This window comes from Nocardia sp. NPDC024068, from assembly GCF_040638875.1.
Classification (GTDB): Bacteria; Actinomycetota; Actinomycetes; order Mycobacteriales; family Mycobacteriaceae; genus Nocardia.
In genome coordinates, this window is the sequence record NZ_JBEZYU010000026.1 from 1 (window position 1) to 23,512 (window position 23,512).

Annotated in this window: 20 protein-coding genes and 1 pseudogene; 7 read left to right on the forward strand and 14 right to left on the reverse strand. The window is 69.8% G+C overall.

Translation table 11 applies throughout. The features are described from left to right. Nucleotides 1–96 precede the first annotated feature (96 nt). Nucleotides 97–1,140 carry a class II fructose-bisphosphatase gene (gene glpX, locus AB0F41_RS19745; protein ID WP_357425772.1) on the reverse strand — a complete coding sequence of 348 codons (1,044 nt, stop codon included), beginning with the start codon at nt 1,138–1,140 and terminating at the stop codon, nt 97–99. Nucleotides 1,141–1,271: 131 nt separating this feature from the next. Here glpX and AB0F41_RS19750 point away from each other — a divergent pair, with 131 nt between their 5' ends. After that, entirely contained in the window at nt 1,272–1,841 is a 570-nt protein-coding gene (locus AB0F41_RS19750) for a DUF4245 domain-containing protein (protein ID WP_357425774.1), read from the forward strand. A 67-nt stretch (nt 1,842–1,908) separates the two neighbouring features. Here the strand turns inward: AB0F41_RS19750 and AB0F41_RS19755 are convergent, their stop codons facing one another. The 3 genes from AB0F41_RS19755 to AB0F41_RS19765 all read right to left on the reverse strand — a co-directional run bounded on the left by AB0F41_RS19755 (nt 1,909) and on the right by AB0F41_RS19765 (nt 4,273). After that, a complete protein-coding gene (locus AB0F41_RS19755; protein WP_357425776.1) occupies nt 1,909–2,145 on the reverse strand; it encodes an exodeoxyribonuclease VII small subunit in 237 nt (78 codons plus the stop codon). Nucleotides 2,146–2,147: 2 nt separating this feature from the next. Then, a complete protein-coding gene (gene xseA / locus AB0F41_RS19760) occupies nt 2,148–3,389 on the reverse strand; it encodes an exodeoxyribonuclease VII large subunit (protein WP_357425906.1) in 1,242 nt (413 codons plus the stop codon). Between the two features lie 95 nt (nt 3,390–3,484). Then, nucleotides 3,485–4,273 (reverse strand): lipid droplet-associated protein, encoded by a 789-nt coding sequence (locus AB0F41_RS19765; RefSeq protein ID WP_357425778.1) that lies wholly within the window; start codon nt 4,271–4,273, stop codon nt 3,485–3,487. Nucleotides 4,274–4,462: 189 nt separating this feature from the next. Here AB0F41_RS19765 and AB0F41_RS19770 point away from each other — a divergent pair, with 189 nt between their 5' ends. Further along, entirely contained in the window at nt 4,463–5,470 is a 1,008-nt protein-coding gene (locus AB0F41_RS19770; RefSeq protein WP_357425780.1) for a 4-hydroxy-3-methylbut-2-enyl diphosphate reductase, read from the forward strand. 40 nt (nt 5,471–5,510) lie between these two features. On the opposite strand, the gene AB0F41_RS19775 is transcribed toward AB0F41_RS19770, so the two are convergent. Further along, on the reverse strand, nt 5,511–6,482 hold the full coding sequence (locus AB0F41_RS19775; protein WP_357425782.1) for a DUF6542 domain-containing protein: 972 nt from the start codon (nt 6,480–6,482) through the stop codon (nt 5,511–5,513). A gap of 284 nt (nt 6,483–6,766) precedes the next feature. Between AB0F41_RS19775 and AB0F41_RS19780 the strand changes: the two genes are divergently transcribed. Beyond that, a complete protein-coding gene (locus AB0F41_RS19780; RefSeq protein WP_357425784.1) occupies nt 6,767–7,963 on the forward strand; it encodes an exonuclease SbcCD subunit D in 1,197 nt (398 codons plus the stop codon). After that, nucleotides 7,960–11,268, forward strand: coding sequence for an AAA family ATPase (locus AB0F41_RS19785; protein WP_357425786.1), 3,309 nt, complete (start codon nt 7,960–7,962; stop codon nt 11,266–11,268). Before AB0F41_RS19780 ends, AB0F41_RS19785 begins: the two co-directional genes overlap by 4 nt. A 548-nt stretch (nt 11,269–11,816) precedes the next feature. On the opposite strand, the gene AB0F41_RS19790 is transcribed toward AB0F41_RS19785, so the two are convergent. The 4 genes from AB0F41_RS19790 to AB0F41_RS19805 form a co-directional block, all read right to left on the reverse strand. Next, nucleotides 11,817–12,359, reverse strand: a complete 543-nt coding sequence (locus AB0F41_RS19790; protein WP_357425788.1) for a methylated-DNA--[protein]-cysteine S-methyltransferase — start codon at nt 12,357–12,359, stop codon at nt 11,817–11,819. Beyond that, nucleotides 12,359–13,921, reverse strand: a complete 1,563-nt coding sequence (locus tag AB0F41_RS19795) for an Ada metal-binding domain-containing protein (RefSeq protein WP_357425790.1) — start codon at nt 13,919–13,921, stop codon at nt 12,359–12,361. Before AB0F41_RS19795 ends, AB0F41_RS19790 begins: the two co-directional genes overlap by 1 nt. A gap of 133 nt (nt 13,922–14,054) precedes the next feature. Then, nucleotides 14,055–14,312, reverse strand: coding sequence for a YbdD/YjiX family protein (locus AB0F41_RS19800; RefSeq protein WP_357425792.1), 258 nt, complete (start codon nt 14,310–14,312; stop codon nt 14,055–14,057). Continuing rightward, nucleotides 14,309–16,570, reverse strand: coding sequence for a carbon starvation CstA family protein (locus AB0F41_RS19805; protein ID WP_357425794.1), 2,262 nt, complete (start codon nt 16,568–16,570; stop codon nt 14,309–14,311). Before AB0F41_RS19805 ends, AB0F41_RS19800 begins: the two co-directional genes overlap by 4 nt. Before the next feature lie 268 nt (nt 16,571–16,838). Here AB0F41_RS19805 and AB0F41_RS19810 point away from each other — a divergent pair, with 268 nt between their 5' ends. Next, nucleotides 16,839–17,360 carry a pyridoxamine 5'-phosphate oxidase family protein gene (locus tag AB0F41_RS19810; RefSeq protein ID WP_357425796.1) on the forward strand — a complete coding sequence of 174 codons (522 nt, stop codon included), beginning with the start codon at nt 16,839–16,841 and terminating at the stop codon, nt 17,358–17,360. A gap of 51 nt (nt 17,361–17,411) precedes the next feature. On the opposite strand, the gene AB0F41_RS19815 is transcribed toward AB0F41_RS19810, so the two are convergent. From AB0F41_RS19815 to AB0F41_RS19830, 4 genes are all read right to left on the reverse strand, one after another. Beyond that, complete coding sequence (locus AB0F41_RS19815; RefSeq protein WP_357425908.1) at nt 17,412–17,888, reverse strand: hypothetical protein; 477 nt, start codon at nt 17,886–17,888, stop codon at nt 17,412–17,414. 29 nt (nt 17,889–17,917) lie between these two features. Beyond that, complete coding sequence (locus AB0F41_RS19820; protein WP_357425798.1) at nt 17,918–19,006, reverse strand: MerR family transcriptional regulator; 1,089 nt, start codon at nt 19,004–19,006, stop codon at nt 17,918–17,920. Between the two features lie 166 nt (nt 19,007–19,172). Further along, nucleotides 19,173–19,601, reverse strand: coding sequence for a VOC family protein (locus AB0F41_RS19825; protein WP_357425800.1), 429 nt, complete (start codon nt 19,599–19,601; stop codon nt 19,173–19,175). Between the two features lie 4 nt (nt 19,602–19,605). Further along, entirely contained in the window at nt 19,606–20,448 is an 843-nt protein-coding gene (locus AB0F41_RS19830) for an AraC family transcriptional regulator (RefSeq protein ID WP_357425802.1), read from the reverse strand. Nucleotides 20,449–20,532: 84 nt separating this feature from the next. Here AB0F41_RS19830 and ychF point away from each other — a divergent pair, with 84 nt between their 5' ends. Then, the gene (gene ychF, locus AB0F41_RS19835) at nt 20,533–21,612 is read left to right on the forward strand and encodes a redox-regulated ATPase YchF (protein WP_357425804.1); all 1,080 of its coding nucleotides are present in this window, start codon (nt 20,533–20,535) and stop codon (nt 21,610–21,612) included. Nucleotides 21,613–21,886: 274 nt separating this feature from the next. Beyond that, nucleotides 21,887–22,390 (forward strand): hypothetical protein, encoded by a 504-nt coding sequence (locus AB0F41_RS19840; protein WP_357425806.1) that lies wholly within the window; start codon nt 21,887–21,889, stop codon nt 22,388–22,390. A gap of 127 nt (nt 22,391–22,517) precedes the next feature. Here the strand turns inward: AB0F41_RS19840 and AB0F41_RS19845 are convergent. Further along, nucleotides 22,518–23,512: pseudogene (locus AB0F41_RS19845) on the reverse strand (hypothetical protein); the annotation flags it as partial.

The window sequence follows — 23,512 nt, forward strand, 5'->3', positions numbered from 1 at the left end:
GCCCTCGAAGCGAGGCGGCGCAGCCGCGAGTCTCGAGGGCTGAAACACGGGACACAAGGGGCCCGCAACCCCGCGGCGCCGCAGGCGCCGCCAAAATTACGGCAGCGGTGGGGCGGCGTGTTCGTCGCCGTGGAAGTCGACCGAGGAGTATTCGCGGAGTTTGGTGAGGCGGTGGTAGGCGTCGATCATGCGGACCGTGCCGGATTTCGACCGCATCACGATGGAGTGGGTGGAGGCGCCGCCGCCGTAGTAGCGGACGCCGCGCAGCAGGTCGCCGTCGGTGACGCCGGTGGCGCAGAAGAAAACGTTGTCCCCGGCCACCAGATCCTCGGTGATCAGGACGCGGTCCAGATCGTGGCCGGCGTCGATCGCCTTCTGCCGCTCCTCGTCGTCCTTGGGCGCGAGCCTGCCCTGGAGCGCACCGCCCATACAGCGCATCGCGGCGGCGGCGATGATGCCCTCGGGGGTGCCGCCGACGCCCACGAGGATATCGGTGCCGGAATCGGGTCGCGCCGCGGCGATGGCGCCGGCCACGTCACCGTCGGAGATCAGCCGGATTCGTGCGCCCGCGTCGCGGACCTCTTGGATCAGCTCGCCGTGGCGGGGGCGGTCCAGGATGCAGACGGTGATATCGGATACCGAGGCGCTTTTCGCTTTGGCGACCTTGCGGATGTTCTCCCCGATCGGCGCCGAGATATCGATCACATCGGCGGCATCGGGGCCGACGGCGATCTTGTGCATATAGAAGACGGCCGACGGGTCGAACATGGCGCCGCGTTCGGCGACCGCGAGCACCGAGATGGCGCCGGGTGAACCTTTCGACATCAGGGTGGTGCCGTCGATCGGATCGACCGCGAAATCGACCTCGGGACCGGTCCCGTCACCCACCTCCTCGCCGTTGTACAGCATGGGGGCTTCGTCCTTCTCGCCCTCGCCGATCACCACGACACCGCTCATGGACACCGAGCTGACCAGCTGTCGCATGGCATCCACGGCGGCCCCGTCGCCACCTTCCTTATCGCCCTTGCCCACCCAGCGGCCCGCCGCCATGGCGCCGGCCTCGGTGACGCGGACGAGTTCGAGCGCGAGGTTGCGATCCGGTGCCTCGCGGCGGCTCGAAGCGGTCCAAGATGCCGTCATAGCGGGTGCCTCCTAGGTTGTGTAACTTGCCGTAATTGTCGCATCGCCGGAATACCTGCCGGTGATCACCTGGTACGGCAGTACCGGGGGCGGCGCGGGCCCCCGTCCCTACCACGATGGATACTGGGACCGTGCCGAACAAGAAGCCACGCATCATGAACGACTACCGGGATCTGGTCTGGTCGCTGATTCCGTTGGTGCTGATCGCCGTGGTGTTCGCCGGACTGACCAGCCAGTGCAGTTTTTCCGCGAGCGGGCCGACGCAGGGCACGATTCCCAGCTTCGACGCCCCGGCGGCCCTGCGCTCGGACGCCCAGAACCTCCCGTTCCCGATCCGCGAACCGGAGCTCCCGCAGAACTGGCAGGCCAATTCCGGCAGTCGCGACACCATCACCGAACGCGGCAGGGGCACGGTGAGCACCATCGGATTCGTGACCGGTGCGGGTACCTACATGGAACTGAACCAGAGCGATGCCACCGAGGAAGTCCTGGCCGGGCATATCGCCGGCGGCCGGTACCCCTCGGGGACCCGGGATATCGGCGGGCAGAAATGGGTGGTCTACGAAGAGCCCGATGCCGAACCGGCGTGGGTCGCGGATTTCGGTGACAGCCGGGTACTCATCCGGGGCGCCGGTGATACCGAGGCCTTCGAAACCCTGGCTGCCGCGGTGGTGGCGGCTCGCCCGCTGCCGGTCGGCTAGGCCGCCGTCTGCCGGGGTACCGGCCCGTTGCGAGCCCGGTGACCCGTCGATCGCGGGCGGTGGCCGGTCATTCCGGGTCGCCGGATTCGGCGAGTGCCGTCTCGATCCGCTGCCGCGCTCCGGCGAGATGTTCTTCGCAACGGTTGGCCAGGGCCTCGCCGCGTTCCCACAGCGCCAGGGCATCGTCGAGATCCATCCCGCCCTGCTCCAGCATCTTCACCACGTTGGCGAGTTCGTCGCGGGCGCGTTCGTAGCCGAGGCCGGCGATATCGTCCAGTTCGCCGGTACCGCTGGATTCGGGCACGGTCACGTCCTCTCTGATTCGTCGGTGCGGGTTTTCCCGGCGGGCCCGCCGCCCAGCGGGGTGGTGCCGAGTGCGGCGGCGGAGATCGCGCCGTCCCGGACCCGGATGCGCAGCTGACTGCCGGCGGGTGCGTCCTCGATTTCCCGCACCACCTGCCGGTCGGTTCCCGCGACCCGCTGCACGACAGCGTAGCCGCGGGCCAGGGTCGCGGCGGGGCCCACCGCGGTCAGCTGGCGGCGCAGATGGCCGCCGGCGGTGGTTTCGCCGCGGACGAGGCTTTCGATGCTGCGGCGGGCCGCGGTACGCAGTCGTTCCACCTCGTCGTGGCGATGGGTGAGGTCGCGCAGCGGGTCGGCGAGTACGGGCCGGGACCGCAGCTGGGCGAGGGCGGCGGCTTCGCGGCGCACCCAGCCGCGCAACGCCGACGCCGACCGCGCGCGGAGTTCGCGCACCAGCGCCGTTTCCGCGGCCGCGTCGGGAACCACCCGTTTGGCGGCGTCGGTGGGAGTGGCCGCACGCAGATCGGCGACCAGGTCCGACAGCGGGGAGTCGGGTTCGTGACCGATGGCGCTGACGATCGGTGTGGTGGCGGCGACGATCGCGCGGCACAGCGTTTCGTCGGAGAACGGCAGCAGGTCTTCGACGCTGCCGCCGCCGCGGGCCAGCACGATCACCTCGACGCCCGGGTCGCGGTCGAGCGCGGTCAGGGCGTCGAGGATCTGCGGGACCGCGGAAGGGCCCTGAACGGCGGTATTGCGGACCTCGAACCGGACGGCGGGCCAGCGCGACCGGGCGACGCTCAATACATCGTGTTCGGCGGCGCTGCCGCGGCCGGTGATCAATCCGACGGTTCCCGGCAGGAACGGGATCGGCCGTTTGAGGCGCGGATCCAGCAGGCCCTCGGCGTCCAGGAGCGCTTTGAGCCGCTCGATCCGGACCAGCAGGTCACCGACGCCCACCGGCCGGATCTCGGTGACCCGCAGCGACAGGGTGCCGCGGCCGGGGAAGAAGGACAGTTTGCCGTACACCACCACCCGGCTGCCCTCCTGCAACGGGACGGGGGCGTTGCGGAGCAGTGCGGGATCGCAGGTCACCGATAGCGACATATCGGCGGCCGGGTCGCGCAGGACGAGGAAGGCGGTGCGGGTGCCGGGGCGCAGGTTGATCTGGGTGAGCTGCCCTTCCACCCAGATGGTGCCGAGGCGGTCGATCCACTGGGCCACCTTCATCGACACCGAACGCACCGGCCACGGGTGTTCGGCGGAGTTGGCGGGGGCCGCGGCCTGTCCGGCCCGGCCGGAACCGGTCCGGGCGGGCGCGGGGGCCGGATCGGCGTCGGTCACTGGGCTCGCACGGTAGCGATCCGGTTGGTCAGCATGGTGACGTAGGCCGCGCGGTCCCGGGTGCGCTGTTCGTAGTCGAGCAGGGCGACCAGATCGGCGACGGTGAGCGTGCGCAGCCGGCCACGTAGCTGAGCGAGGCTCATATTGGGGTAGTCGTAGCGGGCTCCGACCTCGGGGAGTTCGGGTTCCGTCGCGGCGGCCGGATCCTCGTCGGCGGGATCCTCGTCGGCGGCAGCATCCGAGTCGGCGGCGGGCGCGGAGTCGGCGGCGGGCGACTCGGTGCCGGACGTGGTCTCGGGCTCGGTGGCCTCGGCCGCGTGGGCCGCGGCCGGTTCTGGGGCATCGGCGGGATCGTCGGCGCTCTCGGGCTCCGGATCGAAGGTGAGCGCGTCGGGTACGGAGTTGCCGTTCTGGATCGCGCGCAGGCCCGCCAGCGTCTCCTGGAGTGCGAGTTCGACCTCGAGGGGGTCGGATTCGAAGCGGTCGAATCCGGTGCTGCCGGCCGGAGCGGCGGCGCCCGGCGTACGGACCGGGAGTTCTTCGTCCTCGTCGAACGTGGCCCATTCCGGCTGTTGTTCCGGGCGGCTGATGATCCGGTCGAAGACCGAATCGCCCTTGATCGCGAGACTGGTGACGAACTGCTGGACATGCATACCCGTCTGCAGCAGTTGGCTCACTGCGGTGACGGGCAGTTTCACCGCCGCCGACGGTAGCCGTCGTGTCTCTTCGAGCACATAGACGGCGGCTCCGGCGGCGACGCGGGCCAGGAACGGTGGTCGAAACATGGTACTAGCCTGCCCGATATCGCCTGCTCCGCAAAAGAGGGTGGGCGGATACGGCCGTCCGTGCCGTGACGTCGCGCCCGCGATACCCACGGGGTTGCGGCCGGGTCCGGGCACCGGCGCGGTGCACCGGGGGTGTGGGGAGGCGCACGCGTGGAGCGGGGGCCCGGCCACGCACGTATCGTGTGGGGCATGTCCTCGGCAATACCGTTGAATGTCGGAATCGCTCGTTCGGCCGGTGCGGCGACCCTCGCCCCGGAAGGGAAACGAGTGCTGCTAGCCGAACCGCGCGGTTATTGCGCAGGTGTGGACCGCGCGGTCGAAACCGTGGAGAAGGCGCTGGAGAAGCACGGTGCGCCGATCTACGTGCGCAAAGAGATCGTGCACAACCGGCACGTCGTGGAGACCCTGCGGGAACGCGGTGTGATCTTCGTCGACAGTACCGACGAGGTGCCGGAGGGTGAACTCGTCGTGTTCTCCGCGCACGGTGTCTCCCCGGCAGTGCACGCGACCGCGGCCGAACGCAAACTGCGCACCATCGATGCCACCTGTCCGCTGGTGACCAAGGTCCACCAGGAAGCCAAACGCTTCGCCCGCGACGACTACGACATCCTGCTGATCGGCCACGAGGGCCACGAGGAGGTCGAGGGAACCGCCGGTGAGGCCCCTGAACACGTACAACTGGTGGACGGCCCGGACGCCGTCGACGGTGTGACCGTGCGCGACGAGTCCAAGGTGATCTGGCTGTCCCAGACCACGCTCAGCGTGGACGAGACGATGGAGACCGTGTCACGCCTGCGGGAGAAGTTCCCGGCCCTGCAGGATCCGCCGAGCGACGATATCTGCTACGCCACCCAGAACCGTCAGGTCGCGGTGAAGGCGATGGCGCCGGAATGCGATCTGGTGATCGTGGTCGGTTCCCGGAACTCGTCGAACTCGGTACGCCTGGTGGAGGTCGCTCTCGGCGCCGGAGCCCGCGCGTCGTATCTGGTGGACTACGCCCGGGAGGTCGATCCGGCGTGGCTGGAGGGGGTCGGCACGGTCGGCATCACCTCCGGCGCCTCGGTACCGGAGATCCTGGTGCGCGGTGTGCTGGACATGCTGGCCGAATACGGATTCGGCGAGGTGCAGCCGGTGACCACCGCCAACGAGACCCTGGTCTTCGCGCTGCCTCGCGAACTTCGGGCCGCCCGGCGCTGATCGCGCCCGCCCCGCCCGGGCCGACCCGGGCGGGATGACGTCATCGGCGGCGTTCGGGCCGCCTTCCCTCCGGGATCGGTTCCCGCACCCGGGCCGCCTGCGGCTGTCGCGGCGGTTCGGCGCGGCGGGCGTTGGCTCGTACCGGTTCTTCCTGGACGGGGGCGGCGGGTGTCCGCGCCGGCCGATGGCCGTGCGCCTCCCGCGAGCGCGGCGCCGGGGCGGGACGGGCCGCCTGTTCGGCGGGTGGCCGTCCCCGGCTCCCGCGACGCGGGGGCTCGTCGTGGGTGTAATCGGGCTCGGGGTGTTCGGGCCGGGCCGGACGAGGCTTCGTCTTGGTTTTGGCGTTCGCCTTCGAGCGCGCGGCCAGGGTTTCCGCGCGCGACGGTTTACCCCCGCGCGCCGGTTTTCCCTCCCCTCCCACGGCCCGTTTCGGCTGACCGCGGCCGGTTCGTTGCGCGGTCTCGCGGCGGGGCCGGTTCTCCGCGCGCTTTTTCGGTTCGCCGCGCGCTCCGCGTCGTTCGCTGCGGCCCCAGCTGGTCCCGCGCCGGGCCTCGGCGGTATCGCGCGCCGACTTCTCGGAGCGGTACTGCGCGATCCGGATTCCGGCGATGACCAACACCAGCACCGTCGCCAGCATCATCGGCGGGAAGCGGTGGACCAGCGGGATCGCCAGGTTCAGCAGGATGTCCTTCAGCGAAGCGGTGCTGCTTCCGGTGAGCTGGCGATAGGCGATCGGAACCGCGACGAACAGGAGGAGCGGCGGTAACACCATCGTGGTGAAGAGCCCGCGGAAACGTACTGCCGCGGCGGCGGCCACGCAGCCGAAGATGTAGAACGCGCTGAAGGTGCCGGTGAGGTCCGTGACGTCGCCGAGGGCATCGATCACAAAACCCACGAATGTGCAGGCCGCCGCGATGAGAACCGCGGCATAGGCCGGGACACCCGGCACCGTCGGCAATAACGAACGTTGCGGCGCGGGCACCCGGGAATTCACTCGTTGGGAAGCAGCCACGTATTGAACACTATCGTCCGGAAGGGTCGACCGTGTTACGGCACGGCCGGTCCGGGGTCGCGATTGTGCGGAAACGGTGGTCGGCGGCGGTATTCATACGCGTCAAGGGTGATGGGTGGTGAGTGCCACGACGGCGCAATGGAGACATTCGCTCGCCGGAGTCGTGTCGGCCGTGGGTGTCGCGCCGAGAACTGCCCGGCGCTTCCGGCGTGTTGCCGGTGTGGCGGACCGGGTATCGGCGTTCGCATTGAAAGCTGTCGGTGAGTTGCCCTAAGTTCGCGGTCATGCGAATCCTGCATACGTCGGACTGGCATATCGGACGCACCTTTCACGGCGTGGACCTGCTGGCCGACCAGGCGCGGGTGCTCGACGCGATCGCCGGGCTCGTGGCCGCGGAGGGTGTGGACACGGTAGTGCTGCCCGGCGACGTCTACGACCGCTCCATCCCGAGTGCGGACGCCATCGCGGTGTGCAACAAAGGTTTCGAGGCGATTCGCGCGGCGGGGGCCCGTATCGTTGCCACCTCCGGAAACCACGATTCACCGGCCAGGCTGGGCGCGGGCGCGAGTTTCGCGGCGGCCGGCGGACTGTATCTGCGTACCACGGTGTCCGATTCGGCACGGCCGGTCCTGCTGTCCGACGAGCACGGCGAGGTCGCGTTCTACGGGATCCCCTACCTGGAGCCGGAGATCTGCCGCGCCGAGCTGGAGGTGCCGCAGGCGCGCTCGCACGCCGAGGTGCTGGCGGCGGTGCTGGCCCGGATCGCCGCGGACCGGCGGGAACGCCCGGATACCCGGACCGTGCTGCTGGCCCACGCGTTCGTGGTGGGCGGCGCCGCGGGCGGATCGGAGCGGTCGATCTCGGTGGGCGGCGTGGAGACGGTGCCGCTCGGGATGTTCACCGATCCGGAATTCGACTATGTCGCACTCGGGCATCTGCACTCCCCGCAAACCCTGGCGGAGGCCGTGCGTTATTCGGGATCGCCGCTACCGTATTCGTTCGGGGAGAGTTCGCACCGCAAGAAGGTATGGCTGGTCGATCTGGAGGCCGCCGGTGCGGCCCGGGTCCGGGAGCGGGAGCTGCCGCTGGTCCGCGGTCTGAGCCGGCTCACCGGCACCCTGGAGGAGCTGCTGACCGATCCGGCGCACGCCGCGGCGGCCGAGCACTATGTATCGGTGACGCTCACCGATTTCGCCCGGCCCGTGGACGCCATGCGCAAGCTCCGGGAGCGTTTCCCGTACGCGGTGCATATGGAATGGGACCGCCCGCAGGGCGATCCGGCACTGAAGTACCGGGAGCGGGTGCGGGGCCGCGACGATACCGAGATCGCGCGCACCTTCCTCACCGATGTCCGGGGTGAACCGTCCGCCTCGGAGATGGAATGGGTGACCCGGGCGATGGCCGCGGCGGTCCGGGAGGCCGAGACCGTCCGGTCGAGCGGCCCGGAGCAGCCGCCGGCCGACGCGGAACTCACCGCATGAGGCTGCACCGGCTGGAGATGACGGCGTTCGGCCCGTTCGCCGATACCGCCACCGTCGACTTCGACACCTTGGGCGCCGACGGGCTCTTCCTGCTGCACGGGCAGACCGGCGCGGGAAAGACCACCGTGCTCGACGCCATCGCCTTCGCCCTGTACGGGCGGGTACCGGGGGCACGCGGGGACAAGCGACTGCACTCCGATCATGCCCCGGCCCAGACCCGCCCGGAGGTGGTCCTGGAGGCGACGCTGGGCGGGCGGCGGGTGCGTCTCACCCGCCACCCCGAATTCGAACGTCCCAAACTCCGGGGCAGCGGAACCCGGGTGGAGAACGCCAAGGCCACCCTGGAATGGCTGGACGGGCGGGGCACCAACCTGTCCCGGATCAACGAGATCGGTGACGAGGTGCTGCGGCTGCTCGGGATGAGCGCCGATCAGTTCTTCCAGGTGGTGCTGCTGCCGCAGGGCGATTTCGCGAAGTTCCTGCGGGCAGAGAACGAGGACCGGGAGCGGCTGCTGGAGAAGCTGTTCGATACGGGCCGGTTCGGTACCGCCGAACAGTGGCTGACCGCGCAGCGCAAGAACTCGGGCGAACAGATCGGCACTCAGCAGCGCAATGTGGAGGATCTGATCACCCGGGTCGCGGTAACGGCCGGGATCGACCGCACCGAGCGGATCGATATCCTCGACGCCGTCGAATGGTCGCAGGATCTGCTGGGCACCTCCCGCCGCGACCTCGAACTCGCGGTCGGGGAACTGGAGTTGCGGCGTGCGGAGTCGGCCGAGGCCGACGAACAGGCAGAGACCGAACGCCGGTCCGCCGAGCGGCGGCAGCGTTTCACGCTGGCCCGTCGTCAGCTCGACGAATACACCGACGGCTCGGCCCGGCGCGACGCCGACCGCGCCGAACTGGAGCGGGCCCGCCGCGCGGAGCCGGTCGCGGCGGCACTGGGTGAGGCCGACGGCGCCGTGCGGGCGGCGCGCGGCCGGGACGCCGACGCGGCCGCGGCCGCCGGGAGATTGAGCGCGCTGGTCCGGGAGCCGGGGAGCGCGGATATTCCGGGTATCCACCTCGTGCGGCCGGCTACGGGCACCGCGGGCGGCCCCGCACCCGGCCGCCCGCGCGCGGCCGAAGTAACCGGGCCCGGTCCGTTGTCCGAAGTGGCCGAGGCCGATCTGCTGTTCCACCCGGCCGAGTCCGGCCCGTTGTCCGGTGTAGCCGATGCAGACCAGTTGTTCGACGGTGACGATCCGGCCGAGGCCGACGAGGATCTCGCGCTGGACACCGCGATCCGGGGCTGGAGCGCGCTTCTCGGCAAACTCGGTGAGATCCACGCCGACGCGGGGGTCGCGCAGCAGCTGCGCGCCGAGGTGAGCGAACTGGACAGCACCGCGGAGGAACTGCGCAGGCGGTCGGCCGAACTCACCGGCAGACGGGAGCGGATGCCCGAGATCCTCGCCGCGGCGCAGGCGCGGGCCCGGGAAGCCGACGACGCGGCGGCGGCGCTGCCCGGACTGCGCGCGGAATCCGCACGGCTACAGGCCGCGGCGCAGGCGGCCGTCGATCTGGCCGGCGCCCGCGGCGGTCTCGACCGCGCCCGGGTGGAGTCGGATTCGGCCCGCGCGGATCATCTCGAGGCCAGAGAGCACGTACTGGATCTGCGGGAGCGTCGGCTGGCCGGGATGGCGGCGGAACTGGCGGGCCGGCTCGTCGACGGGCAGGCCTGCGCGGTATGCGGTTCGGCCGAGCATCCGCGGCCCGCGCGCCCGGCCGACAGCGCGGTCTCCCGTGCGGACGAGGCGGCGGCGGTTACCGCGGAACGGGCGGCGGAGTCGGCCCGGGAACGCGCCCAGGCCGCGGTGGCCCGGATCGAGAAGGAGATCGAGGCGCTGCTCGCGCGGGGCGGTGATACCGACCGGGTCGAACTCGCCGCCGCCTTGCGGGCGGCCACCGAGCGTTTCGCCGATGCCGAGGAACTGGCCGCCACCGCCGAATCGTGTACCGCCGAACTCGCCCGGCTGCGCGCGGACGAGACCACCCTGCACGACGCGCTGCGTGCCGCCGAGACCCGGGCCGGCGCGGTGGCCGCGCAAGCCGAGGCCGCCCGGGCCCGGCTCACCGACATCGAGCGGAAGCTGCGTACCGCCGCCGGGCTGGACGAGACTCTGAGCCGCCGCCGCGACCGCCTGCACCGCCTGATCAATGCCGCCACCGACCGGCGTGATGCGCTCGGCGCGGCACGCGCGGCCTGGGGCCGAGTCGCCACCTGCGCCGCCCGGGTCGAACGGCTCGCGGTGACAGCGGGTCTCGTACCACCCACCAGTTCCGCGGGCGATATCACCCTGCGTGCGCCCGACGGTACCGACGACCCGGCCGCCGCGGATACGACGATCTGGCGGGCGGAGCGGGAAGATCTCGTACCGGAGGAACTGCTCGCCGTGCTGCGGTTGTACGCCCCGCTGATCGAGGCCGCCACTCGCCCCCGGGAACGCCAGCAGGCCCTCGGCGCCGCCCTCACCGCCGCCGACGAGATGCGGGCGGCCGCGCAGGCAGTCCTGGACGAACCGGAGATCCGGGCGGCGGCCGCGGCCGAACCCCGCGACCCCGAAGGTCTCGCCGAGGCGGTGCACAAGGCCCGTACCGCGCTGGACGAAGCGGTGGCCGTGCATGCGGCGGCCGTGCACCGGGTCACCCAGCTGGAAACCCTGTGCGGCCAGCTGTGGGCGGCGGTGGATCTGATCGCCCCGGCGCAGCGGGCGCATCAGGAGCTGGCCGAGCTGGCCGAGGTGGTCGCGGGGCGGGGTGAGAACAACCGCCGGATGTCGCTGCGCTCATACGTGCTGGCGGCCCGGTTGGAGGAGGTCGCGCTGGCCGGGTCGGAGCGGTTGCGCCGGATGTCGGGCGGTCGGTACGAGTTCGTGCACACCGATCGCGCCGGAACCCACGGCCGCCGCGGCGGCCTCGGCCTCGATATCCGTGATGACTACACCGGCGCCATCCGTCCCGCCCGCACCCTGTCCGGCGGCGAGACGTTCATGGCGTCACTGTCGCTGGCCCTCGGACTGGCCGATACCGTCGCCGCCGAAGCGGGTGGGATCATCCTGGACACCCTGTTCATCGACGAGGGTTTCGGCACCTTGGACGCCGAAACCCTCGACGCGGTGATGGGGGTGCTCGACGAATTACGGGCCGGTGGCCGGGTGGTGGGGGTGGTCAGCCATGTCGACGAGATGCGCCAGCGCATACCCAGCCGCCTGCACGTCATCCGCGGCCGCGACGGGTCGCACCTGCACGCCACCATCGCTTGACCCTGCCGGGACGATATGAGCGCCTGCGCCGCATTGCCCGCGTGATTCCCGGGTACCGAGTTCGGGCCCGGTGCCGACGATAAAGGCATGTTCGGCCGCGGGCCCGGTCCGATCGCGGGACCCGGTAGCCGCGCGCGACTCTCACACGGCGACCGGCCCGCCGCGGCGCAAGGCCGGCCCAGGTCGAGCCGGGTCGGCAGTGTCCGCAGATCGGCTGCGAGCTGCTGCGGGTCCGGCGCGTCCCGCTCAATGGTCGCGACAAACAGAACGCCGCCGGGTCGGGGGCCGGCGGCGTTCTGTCGAGAAAGGTGCCGGCGCCCCACAAGCGCCTCTCGGCGAGTGGTCGCTCGTAGCGACTGAAGGGTGAGGCCCGGGGCTGTCCGGACGCCGGCAGTCTGATTCAACGGCGCGACCGCTCCCGCTATTCCGGCGCGATACTGTGACCCGCGCAACGCCGCGGAGGCGGTCGCTCGGACGCCGCGGGCCCGATGATCGCGACTCCGAGACTGCTCACGGCCGCGACGTTACCCGCGCTCCCGGGCTCCTGATCATCCCTCGAGAGCGAGCAGCCGGCGTTTGATATCCAGTCCCCAGCGGAAACCGCCCAGGCTACCGTCGGTGCGCAGGACCCGGTGGCAGGGGACGAAGAGAGCCGCGGCATTGCGGGCGCAGGCGTTGGCGGCAGCCCGGGTCGCCGCCGGACGACCACTGCGGGCGGCGAAATCCGTGTAGGAGATCGGCTGCCCAGCAGGCACCGTGCGCAGCACCTCCCAGGCGTGGCGCAGGAACTCACCGGACTGCTGGCGGACCTCGATGCCGTCGATGGCGGTCGGGTCACCGTGGTGGTAGGCGGTGACGGCCTCGGTCACCGCGCCGAGTTCGGCGCGGCCGCGCAGGTCGGCGGGGCGCAGGCTCGAATGGATCAGGGTGCGCAGATCCTCGGCCGCGGCCGTCCAGCCGGACGCCAGCACCGCGCCGTCGGCCGCCACGATGGTGGTGAACGGGCCGAGCGGGGTCCGAACGGTGGCGGTATCGGCGGTGCGGGCCGCCGCGCGGCCGGTCGCCGCGCGGGTCGTGGTGGGAGCGGACATCATTCGGTACTCGCTTTCGGATCGGATGCGGCGGATCTCCCGGTGCCCGGCGCGCGCCCGGTGCGGGTGCGCAGTTCGGTCCGCCACAGTTGCATGGACAGATAGGACCGCCACGGCGACCAGCGGCCCGTATCGGCGAGGTCGATTCCGTAGCGCTGCGCGCCCCGGCGGACGACGAGATCGGTGCCGAGCAGGATGTCGGGGTCGGCGAGCAGTCGCATGGTCACGTAGTCGGCGGTCCACGGACCTACCCCGTCCAGCGTCAGCAGGTCGCGGCGCAGTTCGGCGGCGGTGCGGCCCTGATGTAGCACCAGATCGCCGGAGGCCAGTGCGGCCGCGGCCGCGGCGATGGAGCGGATGCGCTGGGCGGGACCGGTCAGTACTTCGGCGGCGCGTTCGGCGATTGCCGCCGGTGCCGGGAACAGGCGCGGCACCGGGCCTTCCACGGCCTCGCCGAGGGCGCTCACCAGGCGGGCGGTGTGGGTGTTCGCCGCCGCTATCGAGATCTGCTGCCCGATCATGGTGCGCAGCAGCAGTTCCGGGCCGTCGAGGCAGCCGGGTACCCGTATCCCGCGCACGAATCGCGGTGTATCGGCGGGAGCGTCGTGTGGTGCCGGGAGCAGGGCCTCGTCGATCGCGACGGGATCGGCGTCGAGGTCGAGCAGATGCCGGATCCGGGCCACCGTGGGGGCGAGGTCACGCATATCGCGCAGCGTCAGCTCCGCGCGCACGTATCCCGGTAGCACACTGAGATCGATCCCGGCATGGCCGTGCGGGGTGCGGATGGTGCGTAGATAGTGACCTTCGCCGTCGCTGCCCTGCCGCCACAGCTCCAGGCCCGGTGCTACATGGGCGGACAGGAACCAGTCCAGCCAGGCCTTGTCGAGTGGGGCGCGGTAGGGCAGGCGCAGGGTCAGGGTGCCGTTGGCCGCCGCCCCGGTATCGCGGCCGGCCCGCTGCGCTTCGGTGCGCAGGGTGCTCCGCTGTGCTTCGGTGCGCATGGTGCTGGGGCTGACCGCGAACACCTCACGCACGGTGTCGTTGAACTGGCGGATACTGGCGAATCCCGCGGCGAAGGCGATATCGGACATCGACATGGCCGTGGTCTGGATGAGCAGCCGCGCGGTATGCGCGCGGTGCGCCCGGGCCAGCGCGAGCGGGCCGGCGCCCAGTTCGCTGGTGAGTACGCGGGTGAGCTGGCGTTGCGAATAGCCCAGTGCCGAGGCCAGCGCGGGGACGCCGCCGCGTTCCACGACGCCGTCCCCGATGAGCCGCATGGCGCGCGCGGCGAGGTCGGCGCGGGTGTTCCACAGCGGCGAACCGGGAGACGCGTCGGGGAGGCAGCGCCGGCAGGCCCGGTAGCCCGCCTGCTGGGCCGCGGCGGCGGTCGGCAGAAACGAGACATTCATGCGTTTCGGCGTGATGGCGGGGCACGACGGGCGGCAATAGATCCCGGTGGTGCGGACCGCCGTGTAGAACTGCCCGTCGAAACGGGAGTCGCGGGCGGCCACCGCGCGGTAGCAGCGCTCGAAGTCCAGGACCGTGATGCTCACCCGTCTCACGATGTCAGCTCCAGCAGTCGATGGCTAGCGGGAAACAGACATCGGTGCCGGGCTGCCGGCGGCCGGAATCCGCCGGTCCCGGCACCGGTCCAGGGACGGCCGAAGCCGTCCCTGGGACCGGGGAAATCGCAGCTCAGCAGCAGCGGGCACCCGGATTTCGTTCGGCGTCGGCATACCGCTCCCGCCAGTACTCACGTTCGGTCGCGAGGGGTTCGCCGGGATGCGCCCGCCGCATATGTGCCAGATACCGCCGGTAGTCCTGACCGCCGAGAACGGAGTCCACATACCAGAGCACACTCCGCGCGCCCCGGATCAGCCCGGCCACGATCCGCCGCCCGCCGGACGGTCCGGGGGTGGCGGGTCGCGGACCGGCCGCGGCGGGCAGGGTCAACTCCGGACCTCCGCGTGCGCCGCCCCCGGCACTGCCGCTTCGCCCTTCGCGACCAGCTCGTCCCATTCGGCCTGGACCTTCTTCTCCTCCGAGGTCGGCAGGAAACCACTGGGCGCGAAGATCTTCGACGGCTCCTCCGGCGATTCGGTGGTCGAGGTATCGCCGGACTTCCACGCCCGGTAACACACCCAGGCGGCCGCCAGCACCACGATCAGCACCAGCACCGCGAAGACGACCGACAGCACGCCCTGGATGAAGGTGTTGCGGATCACCGCGTCCACATCACCCGGTGTCTTCGCGGTCAGGCACAGCTCGCCGGCGTCACGGGCGGCCCGGCAGATGCTGTTCTGCTTCCAGTACCCCAGCTTCGGGTCGGCGGAGAAGATCTTCTGCCAGGACGCGGTCATGGTGACGATCAGATCCCAGCCCAGGGCGATTCCCGGTATCCAGGCCCATTTCGTCATCCCCTTCTTCACCAGGATGGTGAGCACCACCGTCAGGGCGATCGCGGCCAGCAGCTGGTTGGCGATACCGAACAGCGGGAACAGCGCGTTGATACCGCCCAGCGGATCGGTGACACCCATCAGCAGGATCGAACCCCAGGCCGCGACCACGACGGCCGAGCACAGCCAGGCCCCCACCCGCCACGACGGATCGGAGAACTTACGCGCCGGGCCGCGCAGATTGCCGAGCGAATCCGACAGCATGAACCGGGCCACCCGGGTGCCCGCGTCGATCGTGGTGAGAATGAACAGCGCCTCGAACATGATCGCGAAGTGGTACCAGAACGACTTCATCCCCGCGCCGCCCAGGAATCCGGCGAACACCTCGGAGATACCGATGGCCAGTGTGGGCGCGCCGCCGGTACGGGAGATGACCGACTCCTCGCCGACGTCGACGGCCGCCTGATCCAGCGCCGCGCCGGTGGTCGGCGGACCGGAGAGACCGAGCCCGTTCGTGTAGGCCGCCGCGGTTTCCGCGGTGCCGCCGGTCGCGCCGGCCGGTGCGTTCATGGCGAAATACAGGTGCTGGTCGATGATCGACGCCGTGATGATCGCCATCACCGCCACGAACGACTCCATCAGCATGCCGCCGTAGCCGATCATCTTGGCGTGCGATTCCTTCTCCAGCAGCTTCGGCGTCGTCCCCGACGACACCAGTGCGTGGAACCCGGACAGCGCACCGCAGGCGATGGTGATGAACAGGAACGGGAACAGGCTGCCGGCGAAGGCCGGGCCGGTGCCGGAGGTCGCGAATTCCGAGATCGCCGGGGCCTTCAGCACCGGCATCGTCACCAGGATGCCGACCGCCAGCAGTCCGATGGTGCCGATCTTCATGAAGGTCGACAGATAGTCGCGCGGGGCCAGCAGCAGCCACACCGGCAGTACCGAGGCCACGAACCCGTAGCCGATCAGCATCCAGGAGATGGTGACCGGAGCGAAGGTGAACCAACCCGCCCAGGTCTCGTTCTCCGAGACCCAGCCACCCGCGATGATCGCCAGGATCAGCAGTACGAAGCCGATCGCGGAGATCTCACCGACCCGGCCCGGCCGCAGATACCGCAGGTAAACGCCCATGAACAGGGCGATCGGAATGGTCATCGCGATGGAGAAGACGCCCCACGGGCTTTCGCCGAGCGCGTTCACCACGACCAGCGCCAGCACCGCCAGCAGGATCATCATGATCACCAGCACGCCGATGATGGCGGCGACGCCGCCGACCACGCCGAGTTCGTCACGGGCCATCTGGCCCAGGCTGCGGCCGCGCCGCTTCATCGAGACCCAGAGCACCAGATAGTCCTGGACCGCCCCGGCGAATACGACGCCCACGATGATCCAGATGGTGCCGGGCAGATACCCCATCTGCGCGGCCAGCACCGGCCCCACCAGCGGCCCGGCTCCCGCGATGGCCGCGAAATGGTGCCCGAACAGCACCCGCCGGTCCATCGGCATGAAGTCCTTGCCGTTGTCCATGATCTCGGCGGGGGTCGCCAGATCGTCGCGGGGTTTGACGACCTTGTATTCGATCAGCCGCGCGTAGAACCGGTAGGCGATGATGTAGGTGCAGACCGCGGCGACCACGATCCACACGGCGTTGACCGATTCGCCCCGCGATACCGCCAGGATCGTCCAGGCCGCGGCGCCCAGTACCGCGATCGCCGCGAAGATCCCCTTCTTCGCGGAAGTTATCGGGGACCGGTCGACGACACCCACGGGTGGTCGGTCGGGATCGGTTCGCAGATATTCGATGGTCCCCATCGGGCTACTCCTGTACAGCGAGTGAACATGCCGGTCACCTGAACGTAACCGATCGATACCGGGTGGTCGGACGAATGCGACGAACGGTCGTTGCGGCGCGCCGAACGGGAAACGTCTCTTACTCCGCGGCCGGGTGGGTCCGGCGGCCGGAACCGCCGCTCGGCCGGGTCGCCGGCGAACCCGGTTGCCGAGTCGGATAGACCGGCAGGCCCGGAATCGAGCAATTTCGGTCAACCGGAAGCGGGACCGGCGCACTTACGGTGGGGCGATGCGCGAAACTCCGGAAGAACTCATCGCCCTGCAGACCCTGCTCGACACCTCTCTCGCGGGTTCCACCAGCCATCTCCGCTCGATCATCAATTCCGACCGCACCCTGACCGCCGAGCAGGTCACCGAGGTCCTCACCGGTATGTGCACCCTCGCGCTGTCCACCGTCACCGCGAAGGGCGAGCCGCGGGTGAGTGGGGAGGACGGGCATTTCCTGCACGGTCGCTGGTATTTCGGCACCGCCCGCACCGCCGCGAAGGCCCGTCACCTCGCCGCGCGTCCGGGGGCGAGCGCCGCGCATATGCGCGGTGAGGATCTGGGCGTTTTCACGCACGGCGTCGCGGAGGTCCTGAATCCGCCGAACGCTGAACCGGATCCGGAATGGCCGGAATTGCTCGCGTATTTCAAGGATTTCTACGGTGGCGACGCCTTCGAATGGGATGAGGAGGTGGTCTTCTACCGCCTGCGCCCACACTGGATGGCTGTCTACGCCCCCGATATCGCGAAACTCACCGCGCGATGAGAACCGCCCCGGACGGCCGCGCCGCCGATCGTCCGGGGCGGGTCGCGGAGCTCAGCCCTGGGGGCCCGGTGCGCTCGCGCGCCGGTCGGTGGATCGTGCGGTAACCGCCTCGGCCACCTCGACGAGCGCGGTGCGGATCATCGCGCCATAGGTGTCATCAGGCAGGGCGTCCAGCCGTCCGCGCGCGGCGTCCAGCTGTTCCTGCGCAGCCTCCCACGACCCGAGCCGCCGGTAGTTGTCGGCCAGGTTCAGGTGCAGAGACGGGTAGAAGCCCGCGACCTGCAGGCTCGCATGGTGTCGCTGGACGCGATCGTCGGTGAGGGCGTCGGCGGCGTCCAGTGCCCGGATATCCCAGGTGAGGGCGGTCGCCGGATCGTCGTGGAGATCGGCCAGATAGTGCGCGAGGGTGCAGCGGTGCAGCGGGTCACCCGCGACGCCGATCCCGCGCCAGATCTCCAGCAGGCGATCACGAGCGGCGGCATTATCGCCCGACCGGCCGAGCGTGACGGCCTCGGTGATCGCGTTCATGGTGGCATCGGGGGAGAGGTCGGTGGAGGTCAACTGGGGGATCCGTTCTGTGCGTCGATCACTGTGGGGTCGGCCGGCATGGCCAGGGTGGTGAGGTCGCCGTTGTCCGCGGACCGGACGACCATCGGGTCTTTCGGACCGCCGATATCGAGCCGCACATCGGGACCGATGGCGGTGGCGACGGCCGGGTGCAGGATGGTGAAACCGAAGAACACTTCGATGGGCGGCCCGGTGACCAGCGCGGACAGCCGCGTGGGCGGCTCATCCGGGGTTCCGGAGAGGGCGAGCGAATCCGGTGCCACCGCCAGCCGGAGATAGCGCGAACGCTGCCGTTCCAGCGCACCCATCAGGGCATGCTTCGACACCACGGCATGGGTCGGCGCGGCGGGCAGCCCGGCCAGCAGGCCCCGGTGGTCGGGGAAGGGTTCGGTGAGCGTCCGGCAGGTGCGGACGGTGCCGTCCGCCGAACGGAACCGGATGCGGTGTTCCCCGGCCTCGATATCCACCAGGTGCATGCCGCGGATCGCCTGGAGTGCGGCGCTCAGATCGGTTCCGTCGACGGTCGCGGCCCATTCGGCCGACCCGGCCTGTTCGGGAACCACGGTGCGGGTCGACAGCCGGTACCGGTCGGTGGCGGTGAGCGTGAGCGATTCGGGTGTCGCCTCCAGCCGGACACCGGCCAGTACCGGCAGCTCGGGATCGGTCCCGGTGGCTGCCAGGATCTGCTCGACCGCCGCCGCCAGCACCGGTCCGCTCACCGTCGCCACCCACCAGCCGGAGGGTTCGCCGAGAGCGGCTTTCACGACCTCGGCGGTGCGCCGCGCCTGCTGGGTGCGCCGCAGTAATCCCGATACGTGGTCGTCGATGAGCTCGGCGGCGGTGTGGGGGTCGGCGGCCAATACCCCGGCGATCTTCTCCAGGGGCATATCGATATCGCGCAGGCGGCGGATCGTCACCGCGCGATCCACTTGCGCGGGCGAGTAGTAGCGGTAGCCGGTGGTGTCGTCGACGCCCGCCGGCGCCAGCAGGCCGGAGTCGTCGTAGAAGCGCAGCGCGCTGGCCGTGATCCCGCACGAGCGGGCGAACGCACCGATAGTGATCAGGTCGGTTTCGGGCACCCGCCCATCATCGGGCTTCGAGCAACCTGAAGGTCAAGGCCGGGGCGGGCGGTCTTCCGGCCGCCGATCCGGTTCTCGGGAGGCGCCGCGGCAGGGGCTCGACACCGCCGCGGCAACCGCGCTCAGCGAACCATGGCGGAGGCCGGATCCGCGGCAACGACGCGGCTCACTGCCCGCGATAGGTTCCGAAACTCCAGTAGTTGCCTTCCGGGTCGGCGACGGTGAATCCGCGCGACCCGTAATCCTCGTCCTTCATTCCGCGGATGGTCTCCGCGCCGGCGGCGGTGGCCCGTTCGTACAGGGCGTCCGGGTCGGAGCAGACCACGTAGACGGATTCGGTTCCCGGCGTGCGGCGTTCCGGCAGTCCGCCGCCCTTGTCCGCGGTGCCGAACATGATTCCGCCGCCCTCGGGCCAGCGCAGTTCGGCGTGCTCGATCACGGACGGATCGTCGTCCCGGGAATACATGGCCGTCAATTCGAAGCCGAAAGCCCGGACCAGGAAGTCCGCGGCGGCGCGGGCGTCCCGGAAGGCCAGGCACGGCCATACGGCCGGCGCGGGGGTGGTTGTCGTGGTGGTGTTCTCTGTTGCGGTCATGGTTTCAGCCTGGCCCTCCGGTGGGCTCCGGGTCTTGGACGGATGGAATCTCCTCGGCCAGCCACCGGGTGGGGCTGCATCCCGCCAGGCGCGCGAACTCCCGGTTCAGGTGCGGCTGGTCGTAGTAGCCGCAGGCGGCGGCCACCTGCGCGATCGAGACGAACGAGGGGGTGCGCAGCAGCATCTGTTTCGCCCGCTCGAACCGCGCCACCCGCCCCGCGACCTTCGGGCTCGAGCCGAATTCGCCGGTGAATCGTTTCGTGAGGTACTGGCGGCTCCATCCGACCCGTTCGGCGAGCGCTTCGATCCCGATCGTCCCGTGCGACCCCGCCACGGCTCGCCAGGCCCAGGTCAGCTCCGGTCCCACCGCACGTTCGGGCACCACCAGCCGGGTGAGGGCCCGGTCGCATACCGCGAACCGCGCCGGCCAGCCCGACGTTTCCTGCAGTTCCTCCCACAGTCGCCGTCCCGGCGAACCGATCAGATCGGCGAACTCGATCGAGGTGCTCCACAACTCCGCCGCGGGCAGCCCGAACAACACCCGGCTGCCGAGCGGGGTGAGTTCGATGGCCACGCCTTCCTGGGTGCCGTTGTGCGCGATCATCGCCGGGGTGTCCTGGAGGCCGCTCAGCACGCAGCGGTAGTCGTTCGGTGACTGGCGGGGATCGGTCTGGCCGATCACGTCGATGGCAGGTCCGATGGCGACGATGAAGGTCATATGCCGGGACGGCAGCCCACGATGCAGGCCCGCCTCGTATCCGGTCATGCGGTAACCGATGTACCGGTCGATGAAGGCGGCCAGTTGGGGGGCCGGGTGGGCCGTCACCACCTGGGAGGTCGGCTCCATAGAGGTCACGCTACGCCGTTGCTCCCGCGCCCACGGATGGCCGACCGCCGACCCGGGCGCTCTCCCGCGTAGACTCCAGTCCTCGTGAGTCTCACCCTCGGAATCGTCGGCCTGCCCAACGTCGGAAAATCGACGCTGTTCAACGCGCTGACCCGCAACGACGTGCTCGCCGCGAACTACCCCTTCGCGACCATCGAGCCCAACGTCGGCGTGGTTCCGCTGCCCGATCCCCGCCTGGACAAGCTCGCCGAGATCTTCGGGTCCGCTCGCATCGTCCCCGCCACGGTCTCCTTCGTCGATATCGCCGGCATCGTGAAGGGCGCCTCCGAGGGCGCCGGCCTCGGCAACAAATTCCTCGCCAACATCCGCGAAGCCGACGCCATCTGCCAGGTCGTCCGCGTATTCGCCGACGACGACGTGGTGCACGTCGACGGTGAGGTGAACCCCGCCTCCGATATCGAGGTCATCGAAACCGAACTGATCCTCGCCGATCTGCAGACCCTCGAGAAGGCGGTCGTCCGCCTGGAGAAGGAAGCCAAGGTCAAGAAGGATCGCAAGCCCTACGCCGACGCCGCCAAACAGGCGCAGGAAATCCTCAACGGCGGCCGGACCCTGTTCCACGCCGCGAAGGAAATCGACGGCGAACTGCTCAAAGAGCTGTCGCTGCTGACCACCAAACCATTCCTGTACGTGTTCAACGCGGACGAGTCGGTGCTCAGCGATGACACCAAGGTCGCCGAGCTGAAAGCCTCGGTCGCGCCCGCCGACGCGGTGTTCCTGGACGCGAAGGTCGAATCCGAACTCCTCGAACTCGACGACGAATCCGCCGCCGAACTCCTCGAATCCATCGGCCAGACCGAACCCGGCCTGCACGCCCTCGCCCGCGCCGGCTTCCATACCCTCGGCCTCCAGACCTACCTCACCGCCGGCCCGAAAGAGGCGCGGGCGTGGACGATCCACCAGGGTGACACCGCGCCGAAGGCGGCGGGGGTCATCCACACCGACTTCGAGCGCGGGTTCATCAAGGCCGAAGTCGTGGCCTACGACGACCTGATCGAGGCGGGGTCGATGGCCGCGGCGAAGGCGGCGGGGAAGGTCCGGATGGAGGGCAAGGACTACGTCATGACCGACGGCGACGTGGTCGAGTTCCGCTTCAACGTGTAGTAGGGGCCCGGCGGCCGATGGCAACGGGGCTCTGAGCAACCGTTGGGCCGGCGCCTTACGCGGCGTGGCACTCCTGCCGGGCGTGATGCGCAGACGTTTCGAGCGAATCCACGTCGGTATGGGGCTCGAGTCCTCGGCGCCCGAGGTCCAACCCGGACTCCGCGAACCCGACGACGAACTCCTGGAATCCATCGGCCGGCCCGAGCCCCGGCCTGCACGCGCCGGCGTATCGGTTTCCGGCATGGAGAAACCTCCGGGAGCGGGACGAAATAGGGTGCACGGCATGGCTATGGCGAAGCTTTGGACGATCCAGTGGCACATTGCCGCCGATGGAACGGTGATCAAGCAGCGGTCTCGGGGCAACGCGGAACACGAACAGTTGTTCCAGCGGTACGCGACCACACGGACGCCGACGATCGAGGAGATCGATACGTTGGAGGATCGCCTACAGCGTTCCAGCGCCTCCGGTAACCGGCTGTCGAAGGTTCTCCTCTACCTGGTCTACGCCGCCGGCGCCGGGCTCGTGCTCGGGATCGTGCTGCCCTGGATCGGGATCGACACCGGCTTCCTGGCGCTCGGGTCGATCGTTTTCGTCGTTCTCGCTTCGATGAGCACCGGGGTCATCCTGAGAATATCGATCAGTCGCCATCAGCACGCCTATCGTGACGCAGGCTTCGAGTCGCCGAACGGCGTTACGCTTGCCGCTCGCGAGGCCCGCGTGATGATCGCAGATCCCGGCGCAGTCTCCGGTCGAGAGTTCGCCGCCGTCCGGGCCTGAGGACCGGCGGTCACGCTGCGGCGAGCGGGCGCACAGCGACGACGATGCCGCGGGACTCGGCCGCGGACAAGTAACCGGCAGGCTCGATGACTCGCAGGCCGGGACGGACCGGCATGGTTGCCGCGCATCATGCCATCGCGGGGGCCGCCTGTTCGCCTTGTTCGTCCAGGGGGGATTCCTGCTCCTCGGTGCTTGCGGCAGCGGGTTGGGCGTCGTGTCGCTTTTTCTGTGCGGACGGCGAATTGATGCCGGGTATCGACGGCCCGCCCGGACGCGACGCCGCCGAGTCGGTGGTGCCGGTCGTCTGCGCGATCGGCGCAGCGGGTGCGGGCGCTGTGGGTGGCAGTGGTGCGGGTGCTGTCCCGAGGAGGTTGACCAGGTCGGGAACCGTTGTGGGCGCGGCCGGGCCGGCGGTCTGGGTATCCGGCGCATCCGTTCCGCCGCCCTGGCTGTCATTGCCGAGTTTCTCTATCAGCTGGGTTGCCATGGGTAGTGCCGCCATCGATGGGACGGCGAGCATCGAAATGATCGAACCGATATCCAAACCGCCGCTGCCGCTGCCGCCGCCGTTGCCGCCGCTGCCGGTGGCGGCGGCAACGCGAGTTGTGTCCGAGGTGCTCGTCGCAGTCCGCTGATTGTCTTCGGTGGTGGTCGACGTCAGTTCCAGTATTGCTGCTACCGCCTCGACGATATGACCGACCAGAGTGGTTTCCGTCGCTACGGACAACTTCCTCGAACCCACGCTGCGGAGTTCGTCCTGGAGCATATCGACAATCTTCTTGATGTTCTGGAAGTTCGTGTCCTGATTATCGGCAACGTAATTCGCGGTTTCAGTGATTGTCCGGTCCAGCTCCAGCAATTCGGACCGCCGGTCTGCGAGTGCTGCTGTCCCACTTCTGTACGCGGCGGCCATCTTTCCTCCCTGCCGGTCGTCATAGACGACCCCCTTCGCGAGAGCGTGGACGCCCGGGGGGCTCGACGTCGATCCGCTTCCCCATTGGTCGACCAAGATCTGGATATACGTCTCGGCCATCTCGATGAGCATCACCAGGCCCGCCGACGCCTTGGGTGGCACCGGCAACTCGACCAGCCAGAAATGCGTACCGCGCCGGCCGTTCACGG